Genomic DNA, 16,892 nt, shown 5'->3' with positions numbered 1-16,892 from the left:
AAATTCGTTTCATGACCTGAGGTATCGAGTTTCATTACCGATACCTTATGTACATAACAAAGGACACATTATGACAATCAGTCAAGACCTCTTCTCTCGTGCCCAGGAATCTATCCCGGGTGGCGTCAACTCACCGGTCCGCGCGTTTAACGGCGTCGGTGGCACGCCGCTGTTCATTAACAAAGCAGAAGGCCCACACACGTTTGATGCCGATGGTAAACGCTATATCGATTATGTTGGCTCCTGGGGTCCGATGATCCTCGGCCATAACCATCCTCAAATTAAGCAGGCTGTGCTGGATGCGGTAGAAAATGGTCTGAGCTATGGTGCGCCGACTGAAAGCGAAATTCTGATGGCTGAAAAAGTCAAAGCATTGGTTCCTTCTATCGACAAAGTGCGTATGGTCAGCTCAGGGACCGAAGCCACCATGAGTGCGATCCGCCTGGCACGTGGCTACACAGGCAGAGATAAAATCCTGAAGTTTGAAGGCTGCTACCATGGTCATGCCGATTCATTGCTGGTTAAAGCAGGCTCTGGTGCGCTGACTATGGGTGTACCAAACTCACCGGGCATCCCGGCAGATTTTGCGAAACACACACTCACCGTGTCATTCAATAACCTGGACGAAGTGAAAGCCATTTTTGCCCAATACCCGGACCAGATTGCCTGTATTATCGTTGAGCCCGTAGCTGGTAACATGAACTGTATCCCACCAGTTGACGGCTTCCTGGAAGGTCTGCGCGAGATCTGTGATACACATCAGTCTGTGCTTATTTTCGATGAAGTCATGACAGGCTTCCGAGTGGCATTGGGTGGCGCTCAGGCCTATTACAATATCGAGCCAGACCTAACCTGCCTGGGTAAGGTTATTGGTGGCGGTATGCCTGTGGGTGCCTTTGGTGGTAAACGTGCCATTATGGACTACATTGCACCGGTAGGCCCGGTTTATCAGGCAGGCACCCTGTCTGGTAACCCTATCGCCATGGCGGCTGGCCTCAAGGCACTTGAGCTATTGTCAGAGCCTGGTCTGCACGATGCACTTGAAAGTAAGAGTAAGCAACTGTGTGATGGATTCCAGCGTGCTGCAGATGCCGCTGGCATTGCCCTGACTACCAACTATGCCGGTGGCATGTTCGGTTTCTTCTTCACCGATGCCGAGCGTGTTGATACCTATCAGCAAGCAACAGAGTGCGACCTGGAACGCTTCAAACGCTTTTTCCACCTGATGCTGGAAGAAGGCGTGTATCTGGCACCATCCGCATTCGAAGCCGGATTTGTCAGCACCATGCACAGTGATGCAGACATTGCTGAAACAATCAAAGCGGCTGAGCGCGCATTTGCTAAGCTGGTAGCTTAAACAAACTCGCTCAGTTCAGTGATATGAAAAAGCCCTGCGGGGCTTTTTTTGTTTTTGGCAGTAAAAACTTTCAGGGCTTTGAACTATTCTTTGTTTATACCCGGTCTCTTACTAATGACTTATAAACAAAGATAAAATTATGACAGGACTCAGATCAGCCGCTAGCCCCGCGATTGCCTTTATGGCACAGCTAAAATATAAAACCAAAATCAGCCTGGTATTTGGTATTCTTTTAGTCCCCCTCAGCCTGAGCTTATTTTTTCTTAACTCAACCCTGACTCAGTCAATTCAGGTGAGTCAGCAACAGCGCGCAGGCTTACAATTTTATCCACCCATTTTAGAAAACCTGTTAAACCAACAAGCCCAGCGCAATGCTCAGGTTTTGGCACGCAGTCCATTTGCTAAAGGCGTTAAGCCAGGTGACGAGCTGGAGCATTTGTCCATTGCTTCGAAGCTCGCGATAGACAATGATTTAAGCCGCTCTTATCTCAACCGCTCTTTAGTGGAATCACTGCCTAATGTGATCACTCAGGTGAATGGCATCGCTGAGCAGGCAAATAAGATCATCAGCAGCGGCCGTTTCACCCCCGATACCTTCATCGCGTTGTCAAATCTGAATAAAGTACTTCCGCTGGTAAAAATGCAACTGAACAACAAGCTGGAAGTTGCAACGGCCAACAACAAACAAGTTACCAAGCGACTTCAGGATAAAATTACAGCATTAAACCGCGCACTGGATAACTATCACCGCACCATCAACGATAAACTGCTTGAGCCCGACGACATCGAACTGACCAGTGGGGCCTTCAGCAGCGTGCATCGCGATGTACTTACCCAGCTGACTGGCCTGATTAATGCAGCCACACCCACTCTGAAAACCTTGCTCGATGAAAAGCTCACCAATGAACGGCGGATCCGAAATCTGGTCGCTCTGGCATCCATACTCAGCTTGCTGCTCGCTTTGTATCTGATGTTGGGTTTCTATTTTGCAGTTGTCGACACCATAGCGGAATTTTCAACCTCAGCACAACAGGCATCAGGTGGTGATTTAACAGCACGCGCCCAACCGCGTGGCAAAGATGAGCTCAGCGACATCTTGCGCCAGTATAACGCTGTGCTGGATGCCTTTGTCCATTTATTGGGCAATGTAAGAACCACTTCAACCGATTTATATGGCGCCACAGACAAACTGCGCCAGATAAGCCAGGACACCCGAGAAGATGTGGCACAGCAGCAAGCTAAAATCCAGACCGTGCATCAGGCACTCAGTGAAATGGCCAATGCCGCCGATGCTGTTGAAACCTCCGCACACCATGCCACAGAACTGGCTGCCACCGCAGCACAACAAGTCAAACAAGGGAGTGAAAATACCACCCGACTGGCAGAGCATATGACAGTGTTACAACGTGAGTTCGAAGAGAGCCGCATTGCACTGGATAAGCTTGCGCAAGACAGCCAGGACATCAGTAAAGTCAGTCTGGGGATCAGTGAAATTGCTGAACAAACCAATTTGCTGGCGCTCAATGCGGCTATTGAGGCTGCCCGGGCCGGTGAACAGGGTCGGGGTTTCGCGGTTGTTGCGGATGAAGTGCGTACGCTCGCGCAAAGAACGCAGCAACAGACCGAAGAGATCCACTCTATTATCCACTCACTACAACAAGCTTCTAACGACACCCAGAAGAAAATGCTCAGTAGTGTTGAAAAGATGGAGCAAGGCGTCAGCGCAGCCACTGAGACTAACCAGGTACTCAGCGCCGCTGAGCAAAGTATGGCTGACATCGACCAACAAGGTCATGTGATCAGCGATCAAGTAAAACGTCAGGCAGTTGCCACGCAACAGGCGCTGGTGGAGTCGAGTGAAATAAGTCACCTGGCCGATCACACCCTAAGCTCAGCAGAAGCCACTCGGGGCGATGCTCAACAACTCAGCGATATGGCAGCAACCTTAAAGCAACTCATCGCTAAATTCAGAACTTAACTGACTGCGCGCCGGCCTGTGGCTCAGCCACATCCCGGCCGGGGGTTAAACTCCTCAATGCGAATAGGCAGCTGAATCGTTGGCCCACAATGCGGCGCAGCCTGCTCACCCGTTTGTTCGTTCACAAATGCCCAGCGGACGCCCGCGGGTCGCTGATCTGCAATCGCCTGTGGATTCAAAGGTTTTAAATAACGGATATAGAGCTCCAGCGCGCCGCGCCCGCCTGTCAATTTTGCAGGCTTATTGTCGTCCCGGCCAATCCAGGTGACCGTCACTGTATTATGATCAAACCCGGCAAACCAGCTGTCTCTCAATTCATTACTTGTGCCCGTTTTTCCCGCCAACTGAATAGAGGGAAAATGCTGAGTTAGTCGCTTAGCGGTGCCGCTCTTGGTGACTCGCTTCAGCCCATAACGCGTCATGTACATGGCTTCCGGAGAAAACCGAGGTTGCTTAGCAACACGATGCTGATACAAACGCTTACCTGTGGTATTGGTAATAGCCGAAATGCTCGTCAGTGGCGCATATTGGCCATTGGCAGCCAATGTGGTGTACATCTGAGCCACATCAAAACTCGATAACTCCACAGCCCCTAACAACATAGAGGGATACAAAGGAATATCACTGTCGACACCTAGCTGTCCTATGGTTTGAGCAACAGAGTCGACACCAACATCCAGACCCAGGTTAACCGCTGGAATATTGATGCTCTCACTGAACGCACGATACAAAGGTACCGATCCCCGGAATCGATGGTCAAAGTTTTCCGGTTGCCAGGTTTTCCCCGCCGCATTGGTCACCTGTAATGGGGCATCCTCCAGCAAAGTGCCCAGGTTATAGCCTGGCTGCTCAAGTGCTGACAAGTATATCGCAGGCTTTACCAGAGAGCCCACATTACGACGTGTGTCCAGCACCCGATTAAACCCGGAATAACGAAGCTGACGCCCCGCCACCAGAGCCGATACGCCGCTTTTTTCGGTGTTCACAGAAATCATCCCCACTTCCAACTGAGCGGTCGAAAAGCGTCGTTCCAGGTAAGGCAAACCTTCACTGACCGCCTCTTCCATGGCGGATTGCTTCTGCAAGTCAAAATACGTAAATATCCTAATCCCCGCATTCACGACATTTTCATCTGGCAACAATTGCTGAAGTTCACGATTCACCAACTCCAGATAACCCGGGTAAGTTTGCATCAGACTTTCTTTCAGAGGCTGAATGGCAACAGGTCGCTCTAACGCCTGACGGTACTCATTGGTGGTGATAAGACCATTTTCCGCCATCAACCTGAGCACCAGGTCGCGTCGCTCCATGGTTCGCTCCGGATATCGACGCGGGTTGTAATAAGACGGGCCTTTCACCATAGCAACCAGCATGGCTATCTGATCAAACTCCAGCTCATCAACGGGTTTAGCAAAGTAGAACTCCGCTGCCAGACCCATGCCATGGACGCCCTGGTTGTAAGCCTGGCCGAGGTAGACTTCGTTGAGATAAGCCTCAAGAATTTCATCTTTGCTGTAACGGAAATCAAGAATGAGGGCGATAAAAGCTTCATTGATCTTGCGCAGCAAAGAGCGTTCCCGGGTTAAATAAAAGTTCTTTGCCAGCTGCTGGGTCAGGGTGCTCCCCCCCTGCACTGTGCGTCCCGCACGAATATTGTGGTACAAAGCACGCATAATGGACCACACAGACACCCCGTGATGTTCATAAAAAGCCCGATCTTCAACCACCAGCAAGGTGTTTTTAAGAATATCCGGTATTTTGTCCAGTGGCACAAATTCCCGATCCTGACGACTTTCATTGCCTATTCGAGCAATTTGTACCGGCTCAAGCCTGGCACTCTCAACTCGCCGCCCCTGATCATTCACAATGCTGGCCAGCTTTTTGCCAGCAAAATTGAGGGTAAAGATACGCGCCTGCTCAACCCCGTCATAAAACTCAAAGGAGCGGCGATACACGGTAATCGTACGACCCTGCACTACAAACTGGCCCGTATGTTTAATGCGGTTTACCCGAGAGTAATTGAGCCGCTCCAGTTCCCAGATCACTTCCTGCTCAGCCAGATATTGATCCGGATAAAACGCCATAGCGCGGGCATACACCTGCACAGGTAACTGCCACTTGTTCCCCTCAAACTGTCGGCTGACTTTGGCATCGAGATAAACCACATACCCTGCAACCGCAAATACCATGGCCAGACTTAGCTTCCAGCACAACGACCACAGCGTGCTCAGTGTCCGGTTACGTAATGCCCGTAAGCGTTGCTTAAATGAGGAAGTGGAGTTAGCGGTCTTTTTCTTGCCTGATTTGGCCGGTGATTTACGGGTGGACTTGCGAGGTTTGCCTGCTGCTTTTTTGTTGTCTGCCATTGACCGTGGAATGCTTACTGAGAGTGAATAGATGCTAGATTATCTCAGATTAACTGCCGCTTAAACCAAAAAGCGCGATAAGCCGCGCTTTTTGGTGAATTCTTGCTTACTTATTGCGAATGGTCACAAATTCAGGATACGCATCTATGCCGCAATCGTGCTGGTCCATACCACTGAGTTCTTCTTCTTCACCTACCCGGATCCCCATCAAGGTTTTGATGATCCCCCAGACGATGTAAGACGCAATAAACACAAAACCCAGTATGGTCACCAGCCCGATGGCCTGAGTCATAAAGCTGGCATCACTGTTCGAGAAAGGCACCATCATAATGCCCAACGCCCCACACACACCATGCACGGAAATAGCACCAACCGGATCATCAATACGCAGTTTATCCAGTGCGACTATGCTGAATACCACCAAAGAACCACCCAGCATCCCCAGAATACAAGCCAGCATTGGCGTGGGTGACGCAGGCTCTGCGGTAATGGTCACCAGACCAGCCAGTGCACCGTTCAGGATCATGGTCAGGTCCGCTTTTTTCCACATCAGCTTACACACCACCAGTGCTGCAATCGCACCCGCTGCTGCCGCGGCATTGGTATTTACCATGATCTGACTGACAGCGATGGCATTGCTTTTGTCTGCAAGAAATAGCTGAGATCCACCGTTAAATCCAAACCATCCCATCCATAAAATAAAGGTTCCCAGTGTCGCCAGAGGCAGGTTTGAACCAGGGATAGGATAGATTTCACCGTTTCTTCCATACTTGCCCTTACGTGCACCGAGTAACAAAACGCCAGCCAGGGCGGCAGCGGCACCTGCACCATGCACTATCGCAGAGCCTGCAAAGTCGACGAAGCCCAACTCAGACAAGAATCCAGCGCCCCAGGTCCAATAGCCTTCAATAGGATAAATCAACCCAGTCAGGACCACAGTAAACAACAAGAATGCCCAGAGCTTCATTCGCTCTGCAACCGCTCCGGAGACAATAGACATGGCGGTTGCCACAAACACAACCTGAAAAAAGAAATCTGATTCCAGTGCATGGTCAGCATCGTCGGCAGCACTGCCAATAAGCGCACCAAAGTTAGGCACTACCCCACCTTCAACGTTATCCACGTACATGATGTTATATCCAACCAATAGAAACATCGTACAGGCGATGGCATACAGGGCGACATTTTTAGTGAGAATTTCGGTGGTGTTCTTTGAGCGTACCAGCCCCGCTTCAAGCATCGCGAAGCCAGCGGCCATCCACATCACCAGAATACCAGACACCAGAAAGTAAAAGGTGTTCAGAGAGAATTGTAATTCAATTACCGTATTTTCCATTAGTTCACCCCTTAAATCGCTTCTTCGTCGAGTTCACCGGTACGGATCCGGACAATTTGCTCAAGGTCATAGACAAATATTTTGCCGTCGCCAATTTTGCCAGTACTGGCAATCTCAGTAATTGCCTCCACGACACGCTGGGTATTTTCACTGCGGGTCGCTATTTCAAGCTTTATTTTGGGAATAAAGTCGACCTGATATTCAGCTCCACGATATAGCTCGGTATGACCCCTCTGACGACCAAAACCCTTCACATCGACCACAGTCATGCCCTCGATACCCAGCTCAGCCAGGGCTTCGCGGACTTCATCCAGCTTAAACGGTTTAATTATTGCGCTTATCATTTTCATTATTTGCCCCCCCAGGGCAGATGATCCTGTCGGGGGAGGTAATCCAACCTTTGTGCCAATAATAAAAGTAATTATTTTACAATGCGTTAGGTTGATTCAGAGATATAGAATGAATACCAAACGCACCGTGCTGGTGCGCCTGTTTATTGTCTGACTTGAAATGGTGCAATATCGGGTGGGGTAATCTGAAGATTAGCTTTCACTGACCATTACGCAATTGCGCTGAGCTTCTTTAGCACGATACAAAGCGCTGTCTGCCGCACGCATGACGTCACTGAGGGTCGCTTTATCGCACCGGGCAATGCCCACACTAAGTGTGCAGTGTAATGCCTGCTCCTGGATCATAAATTGGGTGTTAGCAAAGCGTTCTTTGAAGTCCTGGCAACTATTTTTAGCCACAGTCAGGTCATTACCGGGCATTAACACGGCAAATTCCTCCCCTCCGACACGTGCCACCAGACAATGATTGAAAGAGCTATTGAGCAGCTCAGCAACCTGAGACAGGACTTTGTCCCCTCCAAGGTGACCGTACTGATCATTGATTGCCTTAAAGTGGTCCAGATCCAGTAACGCCAGTGTGAACTGATCCGGCTTATTCTTGAGCACTTTATCCATATGCTGGCAAAAATATCGACGATTATAAAGACCAGTCAGAAAATCTCTGTGTGCGTACTCTTTAATGTCTGCAATCAGGTTCAACTGATCCATGGTTTGCATCACCCGACAATGAAATTCTTCATTCATAAAGGGTTTCGTCAAAAAGTCATTGGCGCCATATTTGATGAACTTAGCAGACAAACCGTGACTGCCAGCACCTGACAGGCCAATAATAGCCAAATCATCACGCCCGCGGCTGTTGCGCACAGCTTTAACCAGTTCAAAGCCATCCATGGTGGGCATCGCATAATCTGTCAGCAATAATTTAATGTCCGACTTGGCATTGAGCATATTCAAAGCTTGCTCACCATCTTGCGCCTCAAACACCGTAAACAGCTGCTTTTCCAGCATCTGTCTCATCACAGCCCGACTGATCATTGAATCATCAGCGATCAGTGCCTGACACCCTTCGTTGCGCAATAAACGTGATACGAGTTTAATGGCATAGAGATAAGAATCCCGATTGTCCTTAATCACATAATCAACGACGCCCATCTCAAGCATTTGCTGACGGCTATATTCATCAATTTTAGACGTCAATACCACAGTGGGTACGTTGCGGCTTAGCGTAAGCTGCACGACCTCTCCATCAGGGGCGTCTGGTAAGGTCAGATCGACCAAAGCCAGAGTGTAATGTTGGCTCTCGAGTAATGCCTGGGTCTCTTTCAGAGACCAGGCATAATCAATTTCCACATCCAGGTGTTGTGATGCAAGGTGGCGAAGGATTTGTTGCACTACCTTACTGTCTTCGACGACTAATACTCTTTGCATTACGATGCTCTACTAAAACTACGAGAAAAGGGAAGAGATACAAGAATTTAACAGCGCTAAATACTTTCATACTACAGACATAAGGATTAAATATACGCGATTTCTGTGACAAAAAAAACTCACCGGCCAATAAAATTGTAAACAGACCGCAACAAAAGCCCGCCAAAACTCGGCCTCACCGGGCCATTTAAAACACAAAAAAAAAACCAAAAACACCATAAAAATTAACACACTTTGCGCATAGCCTATTTTTTGGCTATTAGTCTCAAGTTTTTTGAATTCTGTCCTGGATGCGTCTTAAATAAGCAGATCGATTTCACCCAAAAAATAAAAACATGTTGTTGAAGCCATTACTGTTCGCTCTTTCTGCGACTTTTATTACCACACTCCCTCACACGGCATCGGCACAAGCCGATACTCAGGGTCAATTAACCCAGCAAATTGATGCTCAGGTCATCACCGAACACAAAGGAACCTTTAACGGGGAGCGGATCGCCTACACAGCCACCACAGGTACTCAGCCAGTATGGGATAAAGCAGGCCACCCGATAGCGACACTCCACTATACCTACTATAAAAAGAACAAAGTCAAAGATCCCGCCACCCGTCCACTGCTGATCTCATTTAACGGTGGTCCGGGCTCAGCGTCTGTATGGATGCACATTGCGTACACAGGGCCTCGGGTGCTGAAGATTGACGACGAAGGTTACCCAATGCAGCCCTATGGCTTAAAAGATAATCCTGATTCTGTGCTGGATGTTGCTGATATTCTGTTCGTCAATCCAGTCAACACTGGTTACTCTCGCGTTCTGCCAGAGCAAGATGGCTCAATGGCTGACAAGCAAACTCTGCAATCGCGCTTTTTCGGTGTCAATGCTGATATCAAATATCTGGCTGGGTGGCTCAATACCTTTATCAATCGACATGGCCGTGCACTGTCACCGAAATTTTTGATTGGTGAGAGCTACGGCACAACTCGCGTTTCTGGCCTGGCCCATGAACTGCAAAACAAGCAGTGGTTATTCTTAAACGGCGTGGTGCTGGTTTCTCCAACGGATATTGGGATTAAGCGTCAGGGACCGGTAAAAAGTGCCAACCGTCTTCCCTATTTTGCAGCAACCGCCTGGTATCACAAAGCCCTCCCTGAGGCCCTGCAAAATCAAGATCTACTGAATGTACTGGAGCAGGTGGAAGCTTATACCTTAGATCATTACCTGCCCGCATTGGCCAAAGGCGCTATGTTAAGTGAGCAAGAGCGCCTGACAGTAGCAAAGCAAGTCGCACACTTCAGCGGACTATCGGAACAGTTCGTACTACAAAATAACCTCGACATACCCAACCACGCTTTCTGGAAAGAGCTATTGCGCGAGCGTGGCTATACCATCGGCCGCCTCGACTCCCGCTATCTGGGTATTGATAAACGAGACGCCGGTGAAGGCCCCGACTATTGGCCTGAATTGGATGCCTGGCTGCATGCCTTTACGCCGGCAATTAATCATTACTTCCGCCATGAGCTGAATTATAAAACTGATATTAAGTACAATATGTTTGGTGATGTACGCCCCTGGGATCGCAGCAAAAACGAGGTGGGTGAGCAATTGCGTTTGTCGATGGCAAAAAACCCTTACCTGAACGTGATGGTACAATCAGGCTATTATGATGGTGCCACCAACTACTTTGACGGTAAGTATAACCTCTGGCACCTCGACCCAAGTGGTAAGATGCAGGACCGATTGCGTTTTAAAGGCTATCGCTCTGGCCACATGATGTATCTGCGTCGCCCTGACCTCACCCAGGCTAATCAGGATCTGCGGGCATTCATTACTGACGCATTAAAGTACAATCAACCTGCTAAATACTAATCTCCCAAACGCCTTGCATGGCGCTGCAATGCAGCGCCGTTTCTTGTCTCGTCATGACCAGTGTGATTACTTCACACACTATGCTTAAAAGTTAGGTATACTCAAAACAACAATTGACGATGTCCATATTCTTTATTCCGCTTACCCAGCAATAAGTTAACGACAATTCACAGGGGCGCGGTGTATATAATGGACCCGAAGTAACAATTTTGAGGAAACCTCATGAGCGAACATTTTCGCGTCGTGTTTTCCGGCTTTAAGCCCGACACTGACAGCCAGGCAGCCACAGAGCAACTCGCTGCCAAGTTAAAAGTACCGACGCAGAAGGTCGTCGACTTCACTGCCGGCAAACCCTTATTTGGGCCAGGTGATAAGCAAAAATGTCTAAAGCAGGCCAAATTACTCGCCGTATACGGGATCCAGAGTAAGCTGCAATCACAGGCCTCAGCCCCCGCAGAAAACGTTCAAAATGCAGCTAATGAACGTGTATTTGATGCTCTGGATTACATCACCAGCAGTCTCATCCGTATCGAAGAAAAGCTCGATGAACTGGAGCAACGCATAGATGGTAAGCAGGTCCAGGATGAACAGCATGAAGAAGATGAGTGGGAAGATGAAGCTTTGTTTAGTGAACTGGAACTCGACAATGAGCCCCCCAAACGCTCTAAGAAGCTGCTGTATATTCTCCTGTCATTATTAGTGTTGTTACTGATTGTGTTGGGGCTCAGTCTTGCTTTCCCTGAATTGGTACCTATGTAATGAAAGCAGTCTCACTTGAAAATGAAAAAATTGCATCATCAAGGAAAGATATCAGGAAAAGCATTAGGAAATTGCGTAACAGCCTAACTGAACAACAACAAATAGAGGCAAGCAAAAAACTAACTATTAATTTTTTTCAACATGCAAAGCCCGCTAAAAACGCCCGCATAGGGGTCTACCTTGAGAACGATGGCGAACTAAGAACTAACCTTTTAATTCAATCACTTTGGTCCAAAGGTGTGGACCTTTATTTGCCTGTAATACACCCCTTCAGCGGCGTTACTTTGCTCTTTCAGAAGTATGAAAAAAACTCACCCATGAAGCAGAATCGCTATGCTATCTTAGAGCCAGAATTGAATTGTAGCCAAATTTGTCCACTGGCGCAGCTAGACTACTTGCTGCTCCCTTTGGTGGCATTTGACGATTCAGGGAACCGCCTTGGTATGGGCGGTGGCTATTATGATCGTACGCTGGCGCGTTATTACCGTGAGAACTGGCAACAGCCTAAATTGATTGGTCTGGCTCATGAATGTCAGAAAGTTTCAGCACTACCAACCGAAGCCTGGGATGTGCCTTTACCAACCATAATCACGCCACAGCACTGCTATCAGTGGCAAAACGTGTAATAACGCGTTGTCACTGTAAACAAGCCTTGAGCACCTGATCATAATTTCAGTCATTGATGGCATATGACATATTTTTTTTGTGCTTTGAGCGTATAATTGCGAACCAATAATCAACTAAAACAGTGATCGCGTTATGACTCAAGATGAAATGAAAAAAGCAGCTGCCTGGGCGGCATTACAATATGTAGAAGCCGGTACAGTCGTTGGTGTAGGTACAGGTTCCACCGTCAATCACTTTATAGACGCACTAGGAAGTGTCAAAGACACCATAAAAGGAGCAGTTTCAAGTTCAGAGGCTTCTACGGAAAAGCTCAAAGCACTGGGCATCGACGTATTCGAACTCAACGACGTCTCTGAACTGGATATATATGTAGATGGCGCAGATGAAATTAATGCTCACAATCAGATGATCAAAGGCGGTGGCGCAGCTCTGACACGCGAAAAGATTGTCGCTGCTGTTGCCCGCAAGTTTATCTGTATCGTCGACAACACCAAACATGTAGACGTATTGGGACAATTCCCGTTACCCGTTGAAGTGATCCCAATGGCACGCAGCTATGTTGCCCGCGAATTACTTAAGCTCGGTGGCGATCCCGTCTATCGTCAGGGTGTGGTAACGGATAACGGCAATGTGATTTTGGATGTGCATGGGCTGTCCATCACACAAGCAACTGAACTGGAAGAGAAAATTAATCAAATCGTCGGTGTTGTTACCAATGGCCTGTTTGCTCAGCGCGGTGCCGACATCGTCATCACTGGTACCCCAGAGGGGCCACAAATTAAGTAACAGGAATGAGTCATGAGTAAGGTATCCTTGTCTAAGGACAAAATTCGCATTTTATTGTTGGAAGGCGTACATCAGAGCGCAGTTGAAACGCTCAAACGCAACGGTTATAGCAATATCGAGTACGTGAAGACATCGCTGCCTGAAAATGAACTGATTGAGCGGATCAAGAATGTCCACTTTGTGGGGATCCGCTCGCGCACTCACCTTAATGAAACGGTGTTAGAAGCGGCTGAAAAGCTGGTCGCGATTGGCTGTTTCTGTATTGGTACTAATCAAGTCGATCTCAGTGCAGCTAAAAAGCGCGGCATTGCCGTCTTTAATGCCCCGTTTTCTAATACTCGCTCAGTGGCGGAACTGGTTTTGGGTGAAATCCTGCTATTGTTGCGTGGCATTCCAAAACGCAACGCCATGGCACATCGAGGTGAATGGTTTAAATCGGCCATCGGCTCTTTTGAAGCCCGCGGTAAAACGCTGGGGATCATCGGATATGGTCACATAGGCACTCAGCTGGGGATCATGGCTGAAAACATCGGCATGAAAGTCGAGTTTTACGACATTGAAGACAAACTGACCCTGGGTAATGCACAACAGGTCCAGAGCTTAACGCAGCTGCTTCAACGTGCCGATGTAGTTAGCCTGCATGTCCCAGAAACGCCACAAACTAAAAACCTAATCGGTATGGCCGAGCTGGAAGTGATGAAGCAAGGCGCGATTCTGATCAATGCATCTCGCGGTACAGTGGTAGACATTGATGCACTAGCCGAGGCACTTAGCGCCGGAAAACTGTCTGGTGCTGCTATCGACGTATTCCCGGTCGAGCCTAAGTCTAATGATGAAGAGTTTGTCTCCCCACTGCGTCAATTCGACAATGTGATCTTGACGCCACATGTCGGCGGTTCTACGCAGGAAGCACAGGAAAACATTGGCATTGAAGTCGCGGGTAAACTCACTAAGTACTCAGACAATGGCTCCACCGTCACCGCAGTCAACTTCCCGGAAGTGTCACTGCCTGAGCTATCAAACCGCAGTCGTCTGCTCCATGTGCACGAGAACCGCCCAGGCGTCCTGACACAAATTAACCAGGCGTTTGCACAACATGGCATCAACATTGCCGCGCAGTATCTGCAAACGGATGACAGCATTGGCTACGTGGTCATCGATGTTGACAGCGACCACTCTGAAGTTGCATTAAAAGAGCTAAGCGCAGTAGAAGGTACTATCCGCGCCCGGATCCTGCACTAATAAACCGCATATGCCGCAGACACAAAAAAGCCTGTCACAAGACAGGCTTTTTTAGTTTCAATTGCAGTGCAATTTATTGCACTGCAATGTGGCAATTATGCCATGAAATCAACACCTTCTTTGATGTCTTTTTCAAGAGTCGCAAGCATGTCGTCTTTTGCTTGTTGCTCAAACGCGCTCAGCTCGCCGTAAGGTAGCAGCTCTTCTACGCCGTTTTTGCCAAGACGAACTGGTTGTGCGAAGAAAGTTGCATCACCAGTGTTGCCTTCAACGTAAGCGTACTCAACCACGTTTTCACCTTGCAGACCTTTAACCAGTGAGAAGCAGAAACGCGCTGCCGCTGCGCCCATAGACAGAGTTGCAGAACCGCCACCCGCCTTCGCTTCAACCACTTCAGTACCCGCATTCTGGATACGTTTAGTCAATGCAGCTACTTCTTCGTCAGAGAACTCAACGCCCTCAACCTGAGAAAGCAGAGGCAGGATAGTTGTACCTGAGTGACCACCGATCACAGGTACTTTAACGTCGTTTACGTTCAGACCTTTCAGCTCAGCGATGAAAGTCTCTGCACGGATCACGTCCAGTGTTGTTACACCGAAAACGCGAGCTGGATCGTAAGTACCCGCTTTTTTGAATACTTCAGCAACGATTGGCACAGTGCCATTCACAGGGTTAGTGATCACACCAACCAGAGCTTTAGGACAGTTTTTAACGATGCCTTCAGACAGAGTCTTGATGATGCCCGCGTTTACATTGAACAGATCAGCACGATCCATACCTGGCTTACGTGGCATACCTGCAGGGATCAATACGATGTCTGCATCAACCAGCGCTGCATCCAGGTCGTCTTTACCAAAACCAGCGACTGTTACCGCTGTTGGGATGTGAGACAGATCAACCGCTACGCCAGGTACTACTGGCGCTACGTCATATAGCGCAAGCTCAGAACCAGCAGGCAAACCGTTTTTAAGCAAAAGAGACAATGCTTGACCGATACCGCCAGCGGCACCTAATACAGCAACTTTCATTGGAATTCTCCATAATTTGAAGGTGGAATTAAATGTGCTGTAAAGATAATGAAAAGCGCCGCCAAAAACAAATTTATACGCGCAATTTTCGTCTTTTTTTCGACTATAGTTGTAAAGTTCGCGACAAATTCTGCTACTAATGGTTTACGCATGCGCTGCGTTTCTAATATCGATAATCTACACTGCTTGAAGAATCTTCTTGTCCTGAAATTTGGGTAACAGACTGGTTTTGTGTAAAATCCTAACAGTCGAGTCACAAAGAAGTATTAAGTATGCAGCCGCAGGAAAAACAAGAAGCCCTCGTTAAAGCCTTTAAGGCCCTGTTAAAAGAAGAAAATTTTGGTTCTCAAGGTGAAATTGTTGATGCCCTCAAAGAGCAGGGATTTGACAATATCAGCCAAAGTAAAGTCTCTCGTATGCTAAGTAAGTTCGGTGCCGTCCGGACCCGCAATGCCAAACAGGAAATGGTGTATTGTTTGCCCGCCGAGATGGGCGTACCAACGGCAAAAAGCCCGTTACGCCAGCTGGTCATTGACATAGTGCACAACGAGATGATGATCATCATACGCACCAGCCCAGGCGCCGCCCAGCTGATTGCACGCTTATTGGATTCTTTGGGATCTGCCGACGGTGTATTAGGGACCATCGCTGGCGATGACACCATTTTTATCGCACCCGCCAAAGTGTCTGAAATCGACGCGACGCTGGAGCGTGTCAAAACACTGTTTGACAACGTCTAATAACGATTATGATTGCGCCATTTGTTGCAAGAACTGTAACGATGGCGCAAAAAATGCGGCCCCCATATCGCCTTGTGAATAATCCAGTAACGGATCATAATCCCCATCACCAGACAATCCAAAGCGACTATGTAATAGCTGCTCAAACGCGTTGCCTTTTGCAGCGCAGCTGAGCCATAGGCTGCCTTGCTCATAAACATCCCCATAGGGCATACTCTGATTCAATAACAATGGCCTGCCTTCACTGTCTTTTATTTCATTCAATCGAGCATGATTGTATGGTGGCGCATCATCAATCAACTCGTTGTCCAGCCGGGTGCGCCCCATCAGTTGCTCCTGATCTGACAAAGGTAACGCCTGCCAGCGGGCCAAATCGAACTGAGTCCGCAAAATATGGATATAACTGCCCTGATCATCCAGGCCTCCAGGGTTATTCACTAAGGCTACCTGACGTTTAAACCGCCCGTGAGGTATATCGGCACCATAAACAAACCCATTAAAATCTCGACCATCGAGAAAACGAAAAGCGCGTACCTGCGCAACCAGTTCAACACACCCGGACAACATGTGAAGCACACTCTGGGCAAACAGGTGATTCACGTCTTCCCGATCTGAGCGGATCACATAAAGCAAATCAAAAGGCTGACTGTTACACAAATGCTCACTGCTTTTAATCAGGGGAAAACTTTTCAACTGAGGGGGAATGAACTCGGGATAAATATGGGGCCAATATTGCGCCCCAACAGCCACAAAGCTGCTGAGCATGGCCTCTGAAAAGCGGTCGCTAAGTTCGTCCTGTAGTCTGCCAGACTGACTGAGTGCCGAGCGCACCGCCTCATCCTGACCATCCAGTACATTAAAAAATAAGTGCAAACCATGCAGATTTGCCTCGGCACATACCCCTGATTGTGCTTGCGCCATCACCCCATCCTATCATTATATCAACACGCGAAAATCTGACATAATATCAATCCGCATAATTAAGTAGCTCGTCTTGAGACGGAAAAATCTCGGTGATAACCAGGCAAAAATT

General features: G+C 48.3%; 14 protein-coding genes. 8 read left to right on the top strand and 6 right to left on the bottom strand.

All coding sequences use genetic code 11. The annotated features are described in order from the left end of the window. Nucleotides 1-70 precede the first annotated feature (70 nt). Both hemL and MHN31_RS09480 read left to right on the top strand, forming a co-directional pair. Nucleotides 71-1,357, top strand: coding sequence for a glutamate-1-semialdehyde 2,1-aminomutase (hemL, locus tag MHN31_RS09485; RefSeq protein ID WP_239444155.1), 1,287 nt, complete (start codon nt 71-73; stop codon nt 1,355-1,357). Between the two features lie 139 nt (nt 1,358-1,496). Next, the gene (locus MHN31_RS09480) at nt 1,497-3,335 is read left to right on the top strand and encodes a methyl-accepting chemotaxis protein (protein ID WP_125558018.1); all 1,839 of its coding nucleotides are present in this window, start codon (nt 1,497-1,499) and stop codon (nt 3,333-3,335) included. Nucleotides 3,336-3,358: 23 nt separating this feature from the next. On the opposite strand, the gene mrcB is transcribed toward MHN31_RS09480, so the two are convergent. From mrcB to MHN31_RS09460, 4 genes are all read right to left on the bottom strand, one after another. Next, the gene (gene mrcB, locus MHN31_RS09475; protein ID WP_138536255.1) at nt 3,359-5,701 is read right to left on the bottom strand and encodes a penicillin-binding protein 1B; all 2,343 of its coding nucleotides are present in this window, start codon (nt 5,699-5,701) and stop codon (nt 3,359-3,361) included. Nucleotides 5,702-5,807: 106 nt separating this feature from the next. Beyond that, nucleotides 5,808-7,037 carry an ammonium transporter gene (locus MHN31_RS09470; protein WP_049863929.1) on the bottom strand — a complete coding sequence of 410 codons (1,230 nt, stop codon included), beginning with the start codon at nt 7,035-7,037 and terminating at the stop codon, nt 5,808-5,810. An 11-nt stretch (nt 7,038-7,048) separates the two neighbouring features. Beyond that, nucleotides 7,049-7,387 carry a P-II family nitrogen regulator gene (locus MHN31_RS09465; RefSeq protein WP_010382970.1) on the bottom strand — a complete coding sequence of 113 codons (339 nt, stop codon included), beginning with the start codon at nt 7,385-7,387 and terminating at the stop codon, nt 7,049-7,051. A gap of 192 nt (nt 7,388-7,579) precedes the next feature. Beyond that, the gene (locus MHN31_RS09460) at nt 7,580-8,815 is read right to left on the bottom strand and encodes a diguanylate cyclase (protein WP_125558023.1); all 1,236 of its coding nucleotides are present in this window, start codon (nt 8,813-8,815) and stop codon (nt 7,580-7,582) included. Between the two features lie 335 nt (nt 8,816-9,150). Here MHN31_RS09460 and MHN31_RS09455 point away from each other — a divergent pair, with 335 nt between their 5' ends. The 5 genes from MHN31_RS09455 (at nt 9,151) to serA (ending at nt 14,091) form a co-directional block, all read left to right on the top strand. After that, nucleotides 9,151-10,677: a carboxypeptidase gene (locus tag MHN31_RS09455; protein ID WP_125558025.1), complete on the top strand. Its 1,527-nt coding sequence runs from the start codon at nt 9,151-9,153 to the stop codon at nt 10,675-10,677. Between the two features lie 222 nt (nt 10,678-10,899). Next, nucleotides 10,900-11,436 (top strand): hypothetical protein, encoded by a 537-nt coding sequence (locus tag MHN31_RS09450; protein WP_239444154.1) that lies wholly within the window; start codon nt 10,900-10,902, stop codon nt 11,434-11,436. 29 nt (nt 11,437-11,465) lie between these two features. Beyond that, nucleotides 11,466-12,062, top strand: a complete 597-nt coding sequence (locus tag MHN31_RS09445) for a 5-formyltetrahydrofolate cyclo-ligase (RefSeq protein ID WP_239444183.1) — start codon at nt 11,466-11,468, stop codon at nt 12,060-12,062. A gap of 133 nt (nt 12,063-12,195) precedes the next feature. Next, nucleotides 12,196-12,849 (top strand): ribose-5-phosphate isomerase RpiA, encoded by a 654-nt coding sequence (gene rpiA, locus MHN31_RS09440; RefSeq protein ID WP_138536247.1) that lies wholly within the window; start codon nt 12,196-12,198, stop codon nt 12,847-12,849. 12 nt (nt 12,850-12,861) lie between these two features. After that, nucleotides 12,862-14,091 carry a phosphoglycerate dehydrogenase gene (gene serA / locus MHN31_RS09435; RefSeq protein ID WP_010382981.1) on the top strand — a complete coding sequence of 410 codons (1,230 nt, stop codon included), beginning with the start codon at nt 12,862-12,864 and terminating at the stop codon, nt 14,089-14,091. 95 nt (nt 14,092-14,186) lie between these two features. Here serA and mdh read toward each other — a convergent pair whose 3' ends face one another. Further along, a complete protein-coding gene (mdh, locus tag MHN31_RS09430) occupies nt 14,187-15,119 on the bottom strand; it encodes a malate dehydrogenase (RefSeq protein ID WP_125558033.1) in 933 nt (310 codons plus the stop codon). Nucleotides 15,120-15,391: 272 nt separating this feature from the next. Between mdh and argR the strand changes: the two genes are divergently transcribed. Continuing rightward, nucleotides 15,392-15,859, top strand: coding sequence for a transcriptional regulator ArgR (gene argR, locus MHN31_RS09425; RefSeq protein ID WP_125558035.1), 468 nt, complete (start codon nt 15,392-15,394; stop codon nt 15,857-15,859). A gap of 6 nt (nt 15,860-15,865) precedes the next feature. Here the strand turns inward: argR and MHN31_RS09420 are convergent, their stop codons facing one another. Then, nucleotides 15,866-16,780 carry a Dyp-type peroxidase gene (locus tag MHN31_RS09420; RefSeq protein ID WP_239444153.1) on the bottom strand — a complete coding sequence of 305 codons (915 nt, stop codon included), beginning with the start codon at nt 16,778-16,780 and terminating at the stop codon, nt 15,866-15,868. Between the last annotated feature and the right edge of the window lie 112 nt (nt 16,781-16,892).

This window comes from Pseudoalteromonas sp. McH1-42 (assembly GCF_022347845.1).
In the GTDB taxonomy this organism is placed as follows: Bacteria; Pseudomonadota; Gammaproteobacteria; order Enterobacterales; family Alteromonadaceae; genus Pseudoalteromonas; species Pseudoalteromonas rubra_D.
This window is presented reverse-complemented; position numbering and strand designations above follow the sequence as displayed.